Origin of the sequence: Amycolatopsis sp. 2-15, from assembly GCF_030285625.1 — a bacterium.
Taxonomy (GTDB): domain Bacteria; phylum Actinomycetota; class Actinomycetes; order Mycobacteriales; family Pseudonocardiaceae; genus Amycolatopsis; species Amycolatopsis carbonis.
Genome location: NZ_CP127294.1, coordinates 7,407,842 through 7,426,454 on the forward strand (window position 1 = coordinate 7,407,842; position 18,613 = coordinate 7,426,454).

At 64.9% G+C, this 18,613-nt stretch carries 7 protein-coding genes; 3 read left to right on the forward strand and 4 right to left on the reverse strand.

Translation table 11 applies throughout. The features are described from left to right. Window positions 1-226: 226 nt before the first annotated feature. The 4 genes from QRX50_RS36845 to QRX50_RS36860 all read right to left on the reverse strand — a co-directional run bounded on the left by QRX50_RS36845 (window position 227) and on the right by QRX50_RS36860 (window position 13,234). A complete protein-coding gene (locus QRX50_RS36845) occupies window positions 227-556 on the reverse strand; it encodes an ankyrin repeat domain-containing protein (RefSeq protein WP_285967695.1) in 330 nt (109 codons plus the stop codon). A gap of 8 nt (window positions 557-564) precedes the next feature. After that, on the reverse strand, window positions 565-975 hold the full coding sequence (locus tag QRX50_RS36850; protein WP_285967696.1) for a deaminase domain-containing protein: 411 nt from the start codon (window positions 973-975) through the stop codon (window positions 565-567). Window positions 976-1,124: 149 nt separating this feature from the next. Then, the gene (locus QRX50_RS36855) at window positions 1,125-6,362 is read right to left on the reverse strand and encodes an RHS repeat-associated core domain-containing protein (protein WP_285967697.1); all 5,238 of its coding nucleotides are present in this window, start codon (window positions 6,360-6,362) and stop codon (window positions 1,125-1,127) included. Between the two features lie 107 nt (window positions 6,363-6,469). Next, window positions 6,470-13,234, reverse strand: coding sequence for a LamG domain-containing protein (locus QRX50_RS36860; protein ID WP_285967698.1), 6,765 nt, complete (start codon window positions 13,232-13,234; stop codon window positions 6,470-6,472). A gap of 325 nt (window positions 13,235-13,559) precedes the next feature. On the opposite strand from QRX50_RS36860, the gene QRX50_RS36865 reads away from it, so the two are divergent. The 3 genes from QRX50_RS36865 (at window position 13,560) to QRX50_RS36875 (ending at window position 17,611) form a co-directional block, all read left to right on the forward strand. Further along, entirely contained in the window at window positions 13,560-13,904 is a 345-nt protein-coding gene (locus QRX50_RS36865) for a hypothetical protein (protein ID WP_285967699.1), read from the forward strand. 795 nt (window positions 13,905-14,699) lie between these two features. After that, the gene (locus tag QRX50_RS36870; RefSeq protein WP_285967700.1) at window positions 14,700-15,476 is read left to right on the forward strand and encodes a hypothetical protein; all 777 of its coding nucleotides are present in this window, start codon (window positions 14,700-14,702) and stop codon (window positions 15,474-15,476) included. Between the two features lie 32 nt (window positions 15,477-15,508). Beyond that, window positions 15,509-17,611, forward strand: a complete 2,103-nt coding sequence (locus QRX50_RS36875; protein WP_285967701.1) for a hypothetical protein — start codon at window positions 15,509-15,511, stop codon at window positions 17,609-17,611. The last annotated feature ends 1,002 nt before the right edge of the window (window positions 17,612-18,613 follow it).

Sequence of the window (18,613 nt, forward strand, 5' to 3'; positions counted from 1 at the left end):
GTCGCCCATACGGCTGGCTGTCAACGGATGAACGAGGCCCATCCGCAGGGCGAGCCGAGTCTCGAGAGCAATGATCTCCTCGGAGACCATAGGGAGTCCGGTCTGGCAAGCCGGAGTGTCGACGTCATCCTGAGTGCCGATCATTCCGAGAAGGTTCGGGCTTCGGGCATGTGAAAACTGTGCGATACAACACTCCGCTCTCTTCAGCTTCCACTGTGACGTACCGTCAACCACGTCGCATTCGATGGGTGACCTTCCAAGCGTCAAAAAGTTCGACTGCCAACCAATGTCCACGCTCGTGCGCCATCTGATCCGCAGTTATACTCGATTGACCACTGGCAGGACGCAGGGGATCCGCGCCTCGCGACAGCAAATATGCGGTGGTGTCGACGTGAAGCGGCTCACCGGTCTGCACATGGCCGTCGATCTCAGCATCAACGGCATGATGCAGTAAGGTTAGACCGTAGTGCTCCTCATGGACATCCACACCCTCATCCAAGAGAATCCGCAAAGCTTCAATGTCACCATTCTCAACTGCAATGTGAGCTCGGCTCATATCATCCATTATTTTCCCTCCGTGACATTAACATTTACATTTGGAAACTGTTTCTTAAACTGATATATTGCCGACCGACACGAGATGCATACAGGGTTTTCTGTATGCAGGTTGATCGTACCACGCACTTCAGGAGATGCCTCACCGAGCTCATTGGCTACATAGTTTAGGATTTTTATCTCCGTATCAAAGTCTCGGATATTATTCCCCGTGTTGAACGCGAATAGCCTTTGCGGATTTCCCTCGGCTCCGATTTCGGGAACTGCCCCCTTCCTGATAGCCTGCCCACTCACCGACTGAAGGATCTCGGTAGATTTTCCTTCAATTGAAACCTCGGCGGCGGCAACATTTGCCGAGGCTCGAACGGATCCATTTGCCAACCCGAAAAGCCGGACAGCATCGGCAGCCTCCTTTGCCACGTTTCCGCCTTGACTCGCGGCGGAAGCGAGCGCTCCCAGTTGCCCACCCGCGAAAGCCGCAGCAAGACTGAGTGCGAAGTCGCCAGCTCCAGCAATAGTCGCATTTCGATCACATTCACCGCCGTGATCCAAGCAGTATGTTGCCGCAATTACCTTGGCACCCTCGGCATCGTTTGGGTGCGCAATGAGGTAACTATGCGCCTTTTCGCAGCCAGTCCTGCCATAGCAAATGCTTTCATGATCAGATATCTGGTTACCCCACCAATCTCCTGAATCATGAAGGACGGAAGTGAACCATGCGTCAAGGTCGACTGGGTCGGACGTTTTCGGAGAGTAAGCTTTAGTCCATACGGCTCGTGCTTCACGGTAAGCTTTTTCATCGGCGCGTCGATTTTGCGCATCGGCTCCCCCGAGTCGATGGGACCGTAGGTACCGTACATCTTGTCTCGACACTGCTTAGTGTCGCAACCGGGACCATACGACGGGTCTAGGCCTGACGGGTCACTGAGCGCGATAGGGCTGTTATTCGCGTAAGAGTATCCGTTTATCTGTTGTGGGTTCGCTGCATCGAAAATCGGGTCTAGCGACGCGAAACGCGCGGTAGAAGAGTCGTACGCACGGGCGCCGAGCTGGGTGAGGCTCGTGGAACCGTCCTCAGTGCCGCCGACGAAGCCGCGGTCGCCGGGGAGGTCGGCGGCAGCGCCGCGCGGAGCGCCGAACGGGGTTTGGCGGCGTTGGGTGACGCTCAGGTCAGTCGAGTTGATGGCCACCTGGCTGGTGCCCTGGTGGTCACCAGCCAACCAGGTCAACGTCCCCCCGGTGCGGACGCCGACGGTCGCACCACCATGGCTGTAGTAACGAGTCGTAGCGGCCTGGCCGGCATTGTCGACGTGGACCTCTTGACCACCGAGGTAAAGGGTGGTGCCGGTGGGATCGTGGCGGAGCAGGCGGCTGTCGTCGGCGTCGTAGGTGTAGCTGGTCTTGGTCGTGCCCTCCGTCACGGAGTCAAGCTGGCCCTCGACCGTCCAGTCGAGGTTCTGTGTTGCCGACGTGCCCGGGCGGGTCTTGGTGTTGCCGACCTGGTCGTAGGTGTACGCAGCGTCCGGCTTGCCGGGAGTGCTGATCGAGTTCAGCAGGTGCGGCTTCGCAGCACCAGGGTCGGCGTAGTTGTAGTTGCGGGTTACGTCGCCGGTGCCGGTGTGCTGGGTGTCGGTGAGCCGGTTGCCGGACTTGTCGTAGGTGAAGGACTGCCAGTACGGAGCCGGGCCCGTCAGAGAAGTCGTCGTGGGGTCGTTGTCACAAGCGCCGGCAGACGGAGTCCACGCGTCGGTCAGCCGCTGGAGGTAGTCGTAGCGGAAGCACTGGTTGTCCGAGGGCTGGTCCAGCGGCGTGTCGGAGATCGACGTGATGTTGCCGGCGGGGTTGTAGACGTAGTGGGTGTCCGCCTGCATCGGGTGCGGAACCTCGGCGTCGACGATGGTGCGATCCAAACGCCGGGTGTGCTCGTCGTAGTAGTACGACAGCCAGGCCCGGTGATCGGTTTCGCCGAGCTGCAGACGCTGGATCTCACCGTAGGGGCTGTAGTCGGACGACGTGACGTAGTCATCGTCGCCGGTCGTGGTGAGCGGGTCGCCGAGATCGTCGTAGACGTAGAGCATGCTCTCGGCGGTCGCGTCAGCGGTGGCGGGGAAGCTTGATCCGCCGAGGCTGCCGTCGGGGTTGTAGGACAAAAACGTCTGGTAAGAGCCAGCAAGCTTCGGTCCCTCGACGGCCGGAATCGTCACCGTCTGGATTGCCGGTTGGTACAGCGGCGAGTACGCGTTAACCTTCTCGGTGTAGGCGTTGCCGTTGATCCAGCGGGTGGAGCTGGCTACCTGGCCAACGCCCTTGAAAGCGGTGTCGTAGGCCCATTCGGCGAGCTTCGTACCCGCGGTGCTGCCCTGGTATTCGCCGGTCTTCCGACCCAAGTCGTCGTAGCTGTAGGCGAGCGTGACGTTGCGGGCGTCGGTCGTGCTCGTCTGCTGACCGAGCTGGTTGTACGTGTACGTCGTCGCGCCGCGGTCGGGGTCGTCGGCCTGCTTGAGCTGGCCATGGATGTCGTAGGTGTACGCCCAGTGATTGCCGCTCGAGTCCGTGACCGAAGCCAGCTGGTCGCCGGGCGTGTAGGTGTACGTGGTTTCGTCGTAGTCCCCAGTGGGCTGCGGGCCGTGGTACTGCCGCAGCGCACTGGTGTGGCCGCGTGCGTCGGTGATGGTGGTCGTGGCGACCCCACCGGCCGGCGGGGTCACGTTGGTCCGGTCACCGCCGTACGTAGTCGTGCTGCGCCACTTCTCCACGCCGCCCGCCTCGTAGATCGAGGCGGTGGGACGACCCGCGCCGTCGAACTGGGTGAGGGTCAAACCTGGGATCTCGGTGTCGCTGGCGACCCAGAGCTTCGTGTCGACGTTCTGGTCGTTGAAGAACGGCTGAGTCGTCTTGTACGCGCGGTTCTGCGAGTCGTAGCGGGTGTCCACCAGCAGGCGACCGCCGCCGGGGGCCGGAGTCTGCACCTGGCGCGGACGGTAGAAGCTGTCGTAGATCGTGGTCGAGGTGGTGAACCGGCCGTTGGCGTTGATCTGCGTCGCGGAAACGGAGCTCGGTGCGTCGTTCCGGATGTCGTAGGCGTAGCGGAGGTTGCCCTGCGGGTTGTCCGAGCGGAGCCGATTCGGCTGCCACACCTCGGTGTTGCGGCCGAGCGCGTCGTAGGTGATCTCTGTGACGCGCGCGTTGGCGTCCGTGGTGGTCTTGGCGGCGCCCCACGCGGGTTCGAAGACCGTGGTGGTCTTCTGCTTGAGGGTGTTCGCGGTCTCCAGTTGGGTCACGGGGCCACCGGTGGCGGGCGTGTAGGTGCTCGTTGCCTGGTGGCCCGCGGCGTCGATCACCTTTGTGGTGCGGCCGTAGACATCGCGCTCGGTCTTCGCGGCTGTCCGGTAGACTGGGTTGCCAGCGTTGTACGCGTCGAGGTCCTGGGCGGTCGTGACATCACCGGTCGTGGGCGCGACGCCGTTGGCCTGGTTGTCGTACAACGACAAAGTGTCGGAAACGACGTCGCGCGGGTAGACCGGCGTTGTTCCGCAGCTGACGGCGGTGTTTTCGACGCGGGACGGGTACGACAGCAGCCACAGCGAGGTGTTCTGCGCATAGGTTGTGGTCGTACATCGGTCGTCGGTGGCGTCGTTCACATCACCCAGATCGCTCACCTGCGTGGGTAGACCATTCGCGTCGTACGTCGTGGTCGTCTTGGTGGTGCGCCAGCCGCCGGCGGCCAGAGCAGTGAACGATCGAGAAGTCGCCGGGTGAACGATGTAGGCGTTGTAGGCAGCCCGTGTCGCTGTAGGGCCTTGCCAGCTGGGCTCGGTGATGGACTTGCCGACGACGGCGCCGTTCGCACCGTTTTTCGTGATGCTTTCGAGGGTGAAGCCCTGCAGCCAGTCTTCGTCGACGTGGTTGCCGTTCTCGTCGTCGGTCACTGAGATCGAGCGCTTGCCGTTGTTGGGGAGAGTGTCCCCGTTCATGCCCTGGAAGTAGCGGGTTTCGGTGTAGGTCTGCGGACCGTCCGGGTCGTCGGGTCGTCCAGTGCGGACGATCACCTTCCCGAAGCCGCGGAACTCGTCCCACGACTTCTTGTCGTTCGGGGTGAACTCCGAAGTGCTGTAGTGCCAGGCCGCGCCCTCGGGGTACTCGTAGCTGGTGAGTTGCTCGGTGCTCGAGCTGATCCGGTCGGACTGCACGATCGAGGAGACGACGTACTTCTGGAAGTAGTCGGTGCGCTCGGCGAAGCTCTTGGGTGCCCATGTTACGGGGAAGCAGCGTTTCGTGTTTGTCTCGGGGTTCGCCGGCAGGGAAGTCGCGGTGCAGTCCGGGTCGGCGTAGTTGACCGTGGTCACACCACCGGATTCGGAGACGATGGCCGACAACCGGTACCGGTTGAGCGGTCCGATGCCGTCCGCCTTGTCGACGCGGTTGGCGAGCTTCTTGCCTTCGAAGGTGACCGGTGGCAGGGAGATAGGGGTACCGACGAGGCCGGTACGGGTGATGTTCTTGAACCACAGCGCCGCCTTCTCACCGTCTCCCGGGTCGGGGAAACTCTGGTCGAGCGACCAGCTGGTCACGTCGGCGTAGCCGGTGCCCGATCGTACCTGCGCGGTGATCTTGGCGAGGCGTTTCGTGGACCAGAACGTCGGACTCGGGTGGTCCTTGCAGCTGGCAGCGTCACATCGATCCGTCAGCGGCACGTCCGGCCAGTTCTCGGGCTTGTCGAAGGTGCACTGGCTGCCCGGCACGCATCGGTCGGCGGTCGCGAACTCCACCCTGCCGACGGCAGGGGCGGCGACGTGGGTGTTCAGCCCGTACTGGATCTCCCGCAGCGTGCCGCCGCGGACGTAGGACACGGGGGTGTCCTTGCCGTCCTGGCCGTACTTGTTGGTCTCGACGTCGTAGGTGTAGAGGATCTCGTTGCCGTGCGGGTCGATCACCTTGTCGAGGTTCCAGCGGTAGCCCTGGACACACGAGGAGTCCTCGAACACGTTGTTGGCCGCGTGGCACGGTTCGCCCGCGTCGTCGCCGTACACAGGAACGGTCCACGTCGAGTTCGCCGACGAGGTCGAGCCAAAGAAGTACTGGGTGCCGTCGACGGTCGTGATCTTCCAGGACTCGCCGTCCTGAGCGCCGTTGCCCGAACCGGTCACGTGCTCAATGCGAGCCCCGCTGTCACTGCGTTGCCGCCAGACGTTCTTCGTGGTGTCGTGGATCAGCATGCCGCCGGATCCGTTGTACGCGGCCGTCGCGTTGTCCGACTTCCAGCACAGGTCACCGACCTTGGGCGGCGTGGTGCCACCGTCCTTGTCGTCCTGGCACGAGCCATAAGTACGTTCTACGAACCCGGGTGCGAGGTCCCAGCCGTCACCGACCCACGAGGCTTGGTTGTTCGTGGCACTGGTGTGCCCGTCGACGGACGACGAAGAGTAGGACAGCGCGAGACTCGGCGTCAGATCGCCAGGCACCGGAGGCACGTCCAGCGGGTACGACCAGCTGAAGTCACCAGTCTGCTCGCTCACGTCCCACGTTGCCGACGGGCTGAGCGAGGTGGCCCGAGTGTCTCCCGCGCCGTCTGGAGCCGTCGACCCGGCCGACTGATTGCCGGTGAGAGCCTTGGTGGAGGCCTCATCGGGAGCACGTGGCGTCAGGGTCTGCTGGGTCACCGGTGTCGACGGATAGTCCGGCAGCTGCACACTCGGGCCGCCGGCCGCGCTGGCGACGCTGTTGGTGCTGACGGCGGTCAGGACAAGCGAACAGACGAGCGCCGCGATCATGCCGCGACGGGTGCGGTGCGTCGGCGACGTGCGCATGGTTCCTCCAGGCTGGGCAGGACGGGGTCCTGGAAACGCGTGGTGAGGGGGCGATCGGTGGCGAGGCAGGTGCTCGGCGCCACCCATCGCCGGGTGGTTCGCTGGGATCAACCAGGTGAAGCGGCCGTCCTCGCCGGAGTCGAGGTGGACTTGTCCGGAAGGATCAACGCGGCGGCCGAGCGGGCACCGGCCGGGAACGACGGCGTGACGTCGGGCACGTGGTCCAGCGCGTAACCGAGCAGCTTGTCGACGGTCCAGCCCTCGCAGGTGGCCAGCGTGCTGATCATTGACTCCCCCACCGGGCTGACGCAGCGGTAGATCGGGTTCGCCGCGACGCCGGCCGGGGCGGCGGTCCACAATCGGCCCGTCGTGCCGATCACCGTCTTGCCCTCGCAGAGAGCATCGGTCGACACGAACTGGTCCGTGTCCGTCACGCAGCTGGTGATCGCCTGGGTGCCGGACGGGGAATTCAGCGCCACGAATCCGTGCGATCCTTCGAGGGTGTACCCGGGCCGCACGCCCTCCGCGGTGGTGAAGTGGTCGATCGTCGTGCTGCTGTTGTAACGGACCAGCGGTGCGTAGGCGAGCGTGTAGCCGAGGATCCCCTCGCCCGTGGCACCTTCGCACGCGGCGTCGAGTGACTCAAAGTGATCCGGACCCGTGTTGCAGCGGTAAACCGCGACCGTCTCGATGTTCGTCGGCTGAACCGTGTACACCGATCCGATGGGCCCGCCCACTGTCTGGCCCTCGCATGCCGGGTCAGGCGAGGTGAACGCATCGGTCCCCGCGTAGCACGAGTACAACCTGCGGGTGTTCGGCTGGCTGTCGTCGACCAGCATGCCGAGGCTCTGATCGAAGTGGTACCCGCCCGGAGCCGACTCGGTTGTCGGGTAGGCCCCCCGTCGGCCCGCTCCATCGGCATAACGTCCGAGCTGCCCTGTCGTCGGAGCCGGCCAGCTGGCCCTGCGCTGGATGGTGTCCTCGGGCATCACGTCGTAGTGGGTCGAGACCTCGTCGATCATGCCAGGGAAGAACTCCGCCGGGCTGCCGCTGACCAGGTCGCGTCCGATCGCCAGGCCGCGGGTCGCCGGCCAGGGAGCGACGTTGTTCTGCACGCCGCCGAGCTGCCCGTCCACGTACAGCCGGAACTGAGCCGCGCCGGCGTCGTAAACGCCGGTCAACGCGGTCCAGCGGTTCACCTCGGGCACCTGGAACGACGCCGTGTAGTTGAGCGGCGCTGCGTCCTTGTCCTGAGTGGCAGCGCCGAAGACCCAGCGGTTGAGCTGCGGCCGGTACTGCAGGACGAATCCGCTCATGCGCGTACCGTCCTGGCTCACGACCGTGGCGACCTTGTCGGTCCGCGCCAGCTTCGCCCACGCGGAGACGGTGAAGCTGCGCGCCATCGGCACTCCTCCGTCCGAGGTGGTCGCGACTCCGGTCGTGCCGTCGAGCTGCAGCGCGTTGCCCATGACACCACCTGCGACGATCGACGCGCCTCCGGACAGCGTGGCGTCGTTGTGCCGCCAGGAGTAGTCCTGCGCGGTCCCGTTGTCGAAGTGCCACTGCCCAGCGTCTGCTTCCGAGACGTCCGCGACGACACGGCGGATCTCACCGTCGCTGAGCGCCTTGCCGAAGACGCGGACATCGTCGATGCCCTGGGGGAAGAACCCGCTGTTCTGGCCGTTCCACTTGCCCCGGCCGATCGTGAACGGCCCAGCGGAAGCTCCGAGGGTGACACCGACCTGGACGGTCGTGAGCGCACCGTTGACGTAGAGCTTCATTTCCTGTGCAGAGGCGTCGTAGACGACACCGAGGTGGGTCCACTCGCTCGGGGTGACCGTCACGTTGGACACGACCGTGGTGACCGGAGGATTGTCCTCATCCGCTTGCGGAACGACGACACTCCACTTTCCACTGTCACCGCTGTACCGCAGCTGGAACACGCTGGTGCGATTGCCGTCCTGGCCGAGGACCACGTAGTTGCCCGTGTCGGTATTCGTGAGGACGACCCACGCCGTAGCCGAGAAACTCTTGGTCGTGTCGAGCACCGCTCCCGCGGTCTCGGCGTACCCGGAGGTGCCGTCAAGCCACGCACCGGCTCCGGCCCGTCCACCGAACCACGACGCCCCACCTTTCATGGTGGCGTTGTGGCCGCGACCGCTCGAATCCGACACCGCGGTTCCGGTGTTCTCGTCGAACTTCCAGTACGCCGTGTCGGCCACCGGCAAGTCCGGCGGTGTCTCGTCGAGCGCCGGGTACGCGGCATACAGGGAAAGGATCCTGTCCTTGTCCAGCACGCCGGAGTACAGCCGCACGTCGTCGACGCGGCCTGGCCAGAACTGCGCCGGTGCACCGGCCACCTTGCCGCGGCCCAGTTCGGCACCGCCGCTCGCCTGCCACGCGGTGTCGAGCGTGCCGTCACCGACGCGTTTGCCGTTCACGTAGAGCCAGGTCTTTCCGGTCTGCTTGTCGTAGACGCCGGTGAGGAACGCCCAGGTGTTGATCTCGGCCGGCAGCGTGGACACCGCGGCCTTCGCCACCACGGGGCTGTCCACGTCGGACCCCGCCATCTCGAAGACCCACTTGCCGCAGGCGTTCGGGTCGTCGGACATGCCGTCGAAGCAGAACGCCGACATGTCGTCCGCGACGTGCCCGAGGCGGAACTTGCTGGTGTGCACGCCGTCCAGGCTGACCGCCGTGAACTTCGACGTGGTGTCGCTCTTGCGATCGAGGTACACCCAGGCGGACACGGTGAAGCTGTCGTCGCTCCTGAGCTCGACGCCGCTGGTCGAGACCACGCCGGTCTTGCCGTCGAGCGAAACCGCGTTCCCGACCCGGCCCGGTACGAGGCGTGCGCCGGTGGTGAGCGAGCCGGGCCGGTCCCCGGTCGAGTCGGCGACGTTCGTGCCGCTGGACTCGTCGAGCTGCCAGTTGTGGACCAGGTTCAGCTCGCGTCCCGCCATCGTGCGGATCTCGTCGCTGAACAACGCCCGGGGGTAGACCTTCACATCATCGACCGCGCCCGTGAGCTGGCTTGTCCACGCGCCCCGGTCCTTGCCCCGCCCGATGTCGAACTCGCCGGTGGCGTTCCACACGGCACTCGTCGTGGTCGAACCCGCGAGGCTCCCGTTGACGTAGAGCTGCATTTCCTTCGTGGCGGCGTTGTAGCTGGCCACGAGGTGTGTCCACACTCCCGTCTGCACGGGCTGGTCGGACTGCACCGTGACCGCGGGCGGGCCGTCGGCGTCGGCGGAGCTGATGGCGAAGGACCAGCGGTCGATCGCGCTGCCCGTGTAGCCCAGGATGAAGGACGAGGACCTCGAGCCACTCTGGCTCGCCACAGTGCCCGTGCCCGCCGTCTTGGTACCCAGCTTGACCCAGCTGGTGACCGAGAAGCTCTTCGTCGTGTCGACCGCCGGCGGTGCGCTCACCGCACCGTCGGCGCCGGTGAAGTTCGCGGCCAGGTCCTTGGGATCAGGGTTGATGTTCTGGCCCGGCGCCCAATCGACCTTGCCGCTGACCGTGCCGTTGAGACCACGGCTCGAGCCGTCCTTCGCATCGCCGTCGAGTGCCCACGCGGCCGCCGGGACGTTGTTCTGAGCCACGATGCCCTGGATTTCGGAAGCACCGAGAGGACGGCTGTACGCACGCACCTCGTCAACAGCTCCGGACCAGAATCCGGTGGGCGCGCCGTACTGGCCGCGCCCGATCACGAAGGCACCGTTCGCCATCCACGGGACGGCCGCTGCCGTCGCGGATCCCGCCTGGACGCCGTTGACGTACAGGGTGAGCGTCTTCGCGGTGCTGCTGTACACACCGGACAGGTGCGTCCAGACACCGGGCTGGACGGTATTCGAAGCCGATCGCGCTTCAGCGGCCGTACCGCCGGCCGCGTCGGAGCCGTTCATCCCGAAGACCCAGCTGCCGCCGATCTGCTTCAGGTACAACCCGCTGGCGTTGACGCCGTCTTGCGACACCGCGGCCATGTCGCCGAGCTTGCTCGGCTTCACCCACGCGTTGACGGTGAAGCTCTGATCCGTGCGCACCGCGGGTCCGGCTGTCGAGGCATAGCCTTGGGTGCCGTCCAGGATGAGCGCTCCGTTTACTGCACCTTGCTGGGTGAACGCGGCACCGGTGTGCAGTGCGGCCATCTCTCCCCCGGCCGCGCTGTTGCGCGCCGTGGTGCCATCGGCCTCGTCGAGGTTCCAGTAACCCGCGGCCACGTTGTCGAGCGTGACGATGGACTTCACTTCAGAGTCGGACAGGACGCGGTCATAGGTGCGGACCTCATCGACGGCGCCGCCGAGGTAGTCGGCTCCGACACCTGCAGAGGCGCTCCGGCCCAGGGCGAACTCTCCGCTGGCCGGCCACGGTGACGTCCAGTCGGCTGTCCCTGCGAGGTCACCGTTGACGTAGAGCCGAACCTTCTTCGCGGTGGAGTCGTAGACCCCGGCCAGGTGCGTCCACGCCCCCGTCTGCGCCTTCTCAGATGAAAGAACAGTCGTGACACCAGCCGCGGACGAGTCCGAAGTCTTGAGCTCGAGCGCCCACTTGTCGCTTCCGGTACCGGTGTAGCCGAGCCGGACCGCGGTAGCCGTCGCGCCGTTCTGGCTGAGCATCGTCGCCCAGCCCTGGGTCTTCGTCGTGAGGTTGACCCAGCCGGCGAAGGTGAACCCGGCGGCCGTGCTCGCGGACACCGGAGCCGTCGCGTAATCGTCAACGCCGTCGAACTTGAGCGCGGACCCGATGGAGCCCTGCACGTAGTTCGGTGCGCCGTGCAATGTCGCGTCGCGGAAGCCCAACGTGGCCGAGTCCTTGGTGGAACCGTCGAACGACCACTGTGCCAGCGGTCCGTTCCCGGCCCGGACGTAGAAGTGGTAGGTCTTCATCGGACTGCGGTGGCCCGCGCGGTCGACGCTCTGCACGAACAGATCACGGGGCCCGTCGCCGGGAGGGGTGAGCGTGACGGATGCTTTACCTCCCAGCGCGTCCGCATCGACCCTGGTCGACGGGGCTTCGTTCCACCCGTAGAGGTAGTGATCGATATCCGGAACACCGTTTGCAGTGAACGTGAACGTGTCGGAGACACCGACGCCGCCGTGCCAGGTGTTGTCCTCGCTGTACACCGGCGCTGTGACGACCGGTGGTTTGTCGACTCCCACTTGATCGACCTTGAACGCCGGGCCGGACACGGAATTACCCCGGTCAGCGCGGTCGAAAGGGGTGAGCGACCACGTGACCGACTGGTCGTTGCGGCCGGATAGGTCGACGGCCGTGCTGGCGAACGCTCCGGACGCCTGGTAGATGTCCGGCTCGCGGTGGTCGACCGCGGGGCCGCCGTAGATGTCCCAAATGGCTTTCAGCTGGTCGTTGCCGTCGGGGTCCGAGAGCCGGCCCATCAGCCGGATCGAGCTGTCACCGACGTATGGCGTGCCGCCGCACCATTTGCACGGCGTCGGCAGCGGTGGGTCGGTCTTCAGCTCGTACGGGGGGTTCGGGCGCGTGTTGTACCAGACCCGGAGGAAAGTTGTGGGGACGTCGTACTTCCGCCACCAATCCGAATTGGTCTCGTTGCCGGCTTGCAGGAAGTAGTTGGTCGTGGTGCCCGCGCGGACGTCGGCAGGGGTCAGGTCGAAGCCGACGCCCTTGAAACCATCGCAGCCCGGGTAGTTGGTAGGAACTTGCACGTCAGCACCGACCTGGTGACCAGCTGGCATGTTGTTCCAGTTGGTGTCGAATGACAGACCCCAGCCTGCTAGAAACAGCTTGTGGTTGCTGGTGATGTTGCATCTGGGGCCGAATACCACGCTGGTGTCGAAGTGGACATCGTTGATGATCTTGCCCGAAAGAAAGGTCGTGTCGAACTGGAAGTACGTTCTTGCGATCTTGATACCGTTGCAATCGCTGAAGTTGCAGTAGCCGACCTTGGCCCACGCATCACCGTCGTTCGTGCCGTTGACGTAGGACTGATCGGGGTAGCCCGAGAAAACCTTCGCCCACATCGACTGATTCCACGAGCGCATGTCCGGGTCGATCACCACAGGGAAGTGTCTCCCCGGATCCTCGAGCATCGCGACCGCGGGGCGGAGCAGCAGCGTCGACTCCTTCACCGTCGCCTCGACCGGCGCACTCGCGACTTCGGGGCCACGCGCGTCCCACATCGTTGACGTGGGCGCCGCGAAGACGATGTTGCCGGCTGCATCCACCGCCTCGATCCGGCCCGACTGGTCACTGGAAACGGTGAGGCCCTTCGCGGCGAGCTTGAATGCGATGGACTTCAGCGCCGGGTTCTTCGCTGCAGTCGCGTTCTTGACGACGAGCCGCTCGTTGTATCCGTCGGCGGCAGCCTGCATCATCAGGTCGACGCCAGGAAACACTTCGTGGTAAGTCGCAGTCGGCCCGTCGAGAGTCGGGACAGGCAGTTTCTGCGGCCACGACAGCGACAACGTCTTGTCGCCCTTGCCGAAAGTCACCAACGGCGTGTCCCCGCCCGCCGAGAACGACAGGTCGTCCACAGTGGCTTGGGGATGCACAGACCTATCTACGGACTTCGTCAACGTCGTGTTCACCGGCACCCAGCCAGCTCCGCTGCGCACCCGGACCGGCATGGACGCCAGCTCCGCGTTCAACTGCCCGTCAGGCTGCGCGAAAACCCGCTTGGTCTCGGTCCTCTGGTCGGCTACCTCCACCGGTGTCCCCTGCCGTATTGCCGCCGCGAACGCGGCCCCGGCATCGGGCGCCGACGCCACGGGCGCCGCCTCCGGCACTGACGGCGAGCTTGCCGTCACCACCACGAGCACGCTCGCGACCACGAGCACAACCAATCCGAACACGCGCAGCTTGAAGCCACGCGAAAGTCTTCGATACTCCACGAAAGACGGCCTCCTCGGCCTGGCCAGCGCGCGTCCCCCGACCCGCGCGACCCAAAAGTAAAAACAACAATCCACGATCACCAAGACACCGCAAAGCCGCCGATCGGGTGATCACGGTCCACAAGAGACACACAACGTGGCGCTATGTCCGCTTTGTGGCGATAGGCCGCTGACCAGCAGCAACCCTGAGTCTGCCGAACGGCCCAACGGCTGCGCCGCTTGGTCCACGCCGTCCACAAGACGTTACAAAGGCTCGGTAACGAACCTCGGCAGTGCGTTGATCCAGTGATCGACGTCGCCCACACATCAACTCGAAGGACCGCCCGTGACCGAGGAAGCGCCAGTGCTCGCGGAAGTACCCATCGTCGTGACACCAGAGCGCCCTTCCCGCCCGGTTTCTCTGGTGGCGGTCGCCGCCGCGGTAGGTCTCGTTATCGGCGCGGCCGGCGTCGGCGTCCCGTGGCTGCTGACCACACACGGCACCGGAGTCACAAGAGGACTGCCACTCACGGCACCCGACACACTCGGCGGCGTGGACAAGGCCGACGTGCAACCTGTGAAGCTGAAGGACGACTTCGCGCACCGTCAATTCGCCCAGCGCAACGCCACCAACGACCACGAGAACACCACCCGCGTTTCGGCCGCGTCCGAGGACGATCTTGCACGTTAACCACACGGCTGCGTTTGCCATGTTGACGACTACTGGAAGCTGAGGAACCGGCGCGTACCAGCAGACTTCTGCGGCGCACGGTGTTCAGAAAGAACTGCGGTGATCCGGACCAGCGCACGGTTCCCGGCAGACCGAGTCCGCCGGGAACCGAGTCGCATCGCCTGGTGGCCAGCACGGGTCAGAACGGCGCGTCAAACTGGGTGGACGAACTTGCCTTCGCGGACTTGAATGATGCCGCGTTTGCCGATGGCCACGACGGCCGCGATGAACATGACAGGACACCACACGGCGTCAGCCCGGTCCTCTTCGGTTTCGGTACGCGCGGGAGGAAGGTGTGCTGGGTGGTACCGCTAGGCTGGCCGGTCCGACGAGTGACGCTGTGAGGATGGGTATGGACGACTCCCTTCAAGCTCTCCTGTCCCGCCTTGTCGTGGGACCCGCGTTCCTGTTACTCGGGCAGGCGTCCGCAAGCTGGGTTGACCGCGGGGCCGAGGCGCCTCCCTCGACACCCTCGCTGGGCAGCGCCCTCGACGTGTACCAGCAGGCTGCGGAAGCTCTGAGCAGTGCGGAGACACCCGACTCCTCGTCGACGTCGCCGAATTTTCTTGGAACGGGGTCTTCACCTCACGCATCGACTCCGCGCTCGAGCGGGCGTTCACCGCGAGCTGGCGGCGCGTCAGGTCAATCGGTGTACCGCAGCTAGGGAGGAGCCCGCGCAGCGCGACCGAGCTGCGAATCCGTCACCTGTTCGGGGGGATTTTCCTACCTGAAGACGAGCGCCCGCCGTCCGATCTGGTGGCCGAGGCGGAGGCGACCGCCAGGGCGGGCGAGATCTTGGGTGTTCTAGCCGAGCGTTTGGTGACTCCGCGCGGCGTGGTGATCATCGACGGCTACCAGGTCAGCGACTGGTTGACGACCAGGGACTTGTTCGTCTTCCTGGCGAAGCTCGGAGCCGACCAGGCCCACCTATTCTCCGTGACGCCGGAGCTGCTGGAGGACAGGTTCGTCCGCGCGGCCATCGAACGCGGCCACCTACGTACCCATGTCGACTCCCTTGCGGAGGTCCTCCGAGAGGCCGACGTCGAGGGCAGGTTGGACATGTCGGCGGCCGGGCGTGGGGCCGGCGGCAGGCTGGTCCCGGCAGGGCGTGGTTTCGTGGAGTTGGATATAGGTACGTGGAACCAGGTCATCAGCGCCGCCCGGCCCATCGACACGAGCTTGCTCGAACCGTTCCCCTCGGCGTCCCTTGCCATCGAGTACGAACGGTTCCGGAACCTGATCGGCTACAGCGACGGAGCCCCGCCGTTCAAGGCGGTGGCCAGCGGCTACAAGCTGCGCCGGGACTTCGAGGACGACCTGCTGCAGCACGTGACACGCGGGCTCAGCGACCTCTCGACGCTCGATCCGATCATTGTCGCGGGCAGACGGCGACTGGGAAGACCCTCGCGCTGTGCGGATTGGCGCTGGATGTGGCGCGCAGCGGCCAGGCCGCGGTGTTGCACCAGGCCAGGCGCGGTGACCGCCCTGCGGCAGCAGAAGTCGACCGGTTCGCGCTATGGGCTGAAGAGGTAGCAGGACTGCCGACGGTGCTTATCTGGGACGGCATGGCCGACGACGACGAGTACTACTCGCTGCAGAAGAAGCTGCGAGCACGCGGACGCCGTGTACTGATCGTGGGCAGCAGCTACCGCGTCCCGGGGACGGCAACTCGGAAGCTGGTCGTCGACGTCAATCTCTCCAAGGAAGAGATCAATAAAGCGAGGAAGTGGCTCGGCCGGTTCGGGCTGGAACTCCCCGGCAGCGGCGGAGTTGAGGTCGACTCGTCCTTCCTGGCGATGCTGTACCGGTTGATCCCTGACTCGCAGTTCAGCATCCAACGGGGGCTCACGAGAGAAGCCCGGCACTACGAGACCGCATTCGAACGGCTGGCCAAGGAGGACGCGCCCGATCGAGTCGGACTGACCGCCCTGGCCCAAGCCCTGTCCGACGCAGGCTACGACATCAACTCGCTGCGGCCGTCCGAACGCCCCCACGAGGAGCTGATCAACCTCTCTTTTGCCGAACGGAGCGTGGCCGAACAGCTGACAGCTATCGTCCTGATCGCGGGTAAGTGGGGCCTAACCATCCCACTCGAGCTAGTCCTCCGGGTGATCGGGCGGGACGGCTGGAGCCATCTGGCAGAGATCGTCTCGCGCTTCGATCTCTTCAGGTGGGAGGAGGACGCCAACGGCGAGCAGGTGCTGGGGGTGCGCACCCAGCTGGAGGCCGAGCTTCTCGCGCGCGAGGACCTCAACACCAAGGCGGAGATCAGCGTGATCTGCGAGATGATCGAGAGCTCGCGGCCGGACCACTCCAAATGGGGCGGGGTTGAGGTCGACTTCATCGTCGCTCTCGTGGACAAGATCGGCCACAAGTCGTCCGACGTCCCCAAGTACTCCCGCTATTGGCTGGACGTGGCCGCAGCCTTCAAGATCCTCCGGGAGAAACTTGGCAGCGCTCACCACCGACTCGTGCTCGCCGAGGCCAACCTGACCCGGGAGTACGCGAAGCGGGCGCACGGTGACAGCCAGAACGACCAGGCTGCGCGGCTGGCGCTTCTGGTCGACACCCAGCACCTACTCGAGGAGACTATCGAGCACGCTGACCTGTCGGAGATGGCGAAGCGCAACCTCCTCGTGGAACTCGGGAGCACGATCGGCACGCAGGTGTACGAGCAGGCACCCACGGCCGGCAGCGCGCACCTGTCCGCGCTCATGAAGGACGTCACCCGATCAGTATTGGCCGCGCGCCAGATCGACCCGGAGAACTACTATCCGGTGGACGTAGTGGCGTGGACGACGTCGAGGGCATTGGAGAACGCGGAGCTCGAGGACTCGCTGAGGGTGGACATGCTGGCCAACGCCGCAGCATCTCTCGACTCGGTGGATTCCGAAGGGCTGAGCCCGACCCAACGCGCCCTCTACGACCTCCGACAGAGCGACATGGCGCGGCTGCTGAACAATTCAGTCGTCGAGCAGCGGCACCTAGAGTCGCTTAAGTCAAGCAATGACCCCGCCGCTTTTTACTTCCTCGCTCGGCTCGACGCGGGAAAGGGCCAAGAAGGCAAGCAGGCGGCCGTGCGTAACCTCCTAAACGCTCCGCCTGAGGTCCGGGAGGACTGGAGGTGTTCCCGCCTGCTGCTCGACCTGTTCTGGGAGCTGAAGACCGGCAAGAAGTTCCTTCGCGGTGAACGGGAAGCTCTGGCGTTCTCCACCCAGGACTGGAGCGATTGCGTCGGGGTGGTGCAGTCCGTCTCCTCAGCAAGGTCCTTTGACCAGTACCGCCTGGAGTTCCTGCACGGCCTCGCACTGTTCCATCTCGGCCAATACCGCCAGTCGGAGGCGTTATTCCAAGATCTTGACCGCCGCACCGTTGAGCTTTCGTCGAGGGTCGTGGCGACGTACCTTGCGTCAACGGAGAGCGGTGAGCCGCAGTCGCACAGCGGGCGCGTCACGTGGACCTCGCCGGACGGCCGCCGCGGCAAGGTGTGGCTGGATAAGCTCTCCATCGAGGTAGCGTTTATTCCCAGAAGGTTCACGGTCTTCGAGCCGCCGCAGCGCGGGGAGACGCTCCCAGACTTCCATATTGCCTTTAACATGCGGGGAGCCCTCGCGGACCCGGTTCGCGGACTGCGCCGGTCGGACGGCGGCCAGCGCCATGTGGGATGAGATCGCACGGTTCGAGGCCGAATACGAGCGGCTGTCGCAGCACAAGCGTCTGTGCACCGGCGAACCGTTGGAACCCCTTCCCCGGGAGGTACTGCCAAACACCGTCGATAGCCTCGCCACCTTCAAGGCGCTCGTTTCCCAGATCTACATGCACTGGCACGAGAAGTGTCGGAGAGAACGATCGATTACCACAAGCGTCAGGTCGAGGGCCTTTGGCGCGGATTCCGCGTGCCACAGGGGCGGACTGCTCGTTCGGAGCTAGAGTCTCTAGTGGAGCGCAGTTTAATGGCGCGGTCTCCGCGTCTGCCGTGTGATCATCTGGAGGTCTTGCGGGAGCTGGACGTCATTGGTTCAGCCTCTGCGTTCGCGGGCATCCAGCTCGCCCATGCGGTCGCCGCCATCTCCCGGACCCGAGGAGACGCCTTCCTGAAGCTGGTCGCCGCGACGTGGGCCAGTGTGCAGCCCTCATAGGCCGAATCGGCACACAACTGACGAGACAGCGCCGGTGTCGTGGCAACGCGTCGTAGGGCGGAGGTGCTCATCGATTGCGCGGGAGGCACCCGCCCCGAGTCAGTGATGCCGAGCGAGCCGCCGTGCCCAAGTCGCCGCGGGTACGGTAGTGTGTCGCGCCGCAACGGGCCTGCTGAGCACTCACCGGCCACAGGAGTAACGCGTGGCGATCGCGAGCATGGCCATCAGGCCGCTGGCGAGCGCCTACACGAACCCGACCGTGTTGAAGCCGCTCACCGCGATGTGGTCAGCCAGCACGCCAAGAACGACAGTGCTCACCGCGGCGGTTTCAATCACGGGGCCGATGATAAGAGTCGACCTCTGGGAGAACCTGTCCGCGAGCACACCATCGAACAACAATCGTCGTCAGACTACTGATAACCACTGCACTTCGACAATACCGGCGCCCGTGACCGACCCATTGGCCGCTGCTACCAGTAATGAGTAGGCAACGACGGACAACGCACTACCGGGATCCGAGAAAGTGTCACG

Bases quoted from the DNA above. Each gene is read 5' to 3' on its own strand.
- QRX50_RS36845 (WP_285967695.1), bottom strand. From the start codon at position 556: ATGAGCCGAGCTCACATTGCAGTTGAGAATGGTGACATTGAAGCTTTG.
- QRX50_RS36855 (WP_285967697.1), bottom strand. From the start codon at position 6,362: ATGCGCACGTCGCCGACGCACCGCACCCGTCGCGGCATGATCGCGGCG.
- QRX50_RS36875 (WP_285967701.1), top strand. From the start codon at position 15,509: ATGGCCGACGACGACGAGTACTACTCGCTGCAGAAGAAGCTGCGAGCA.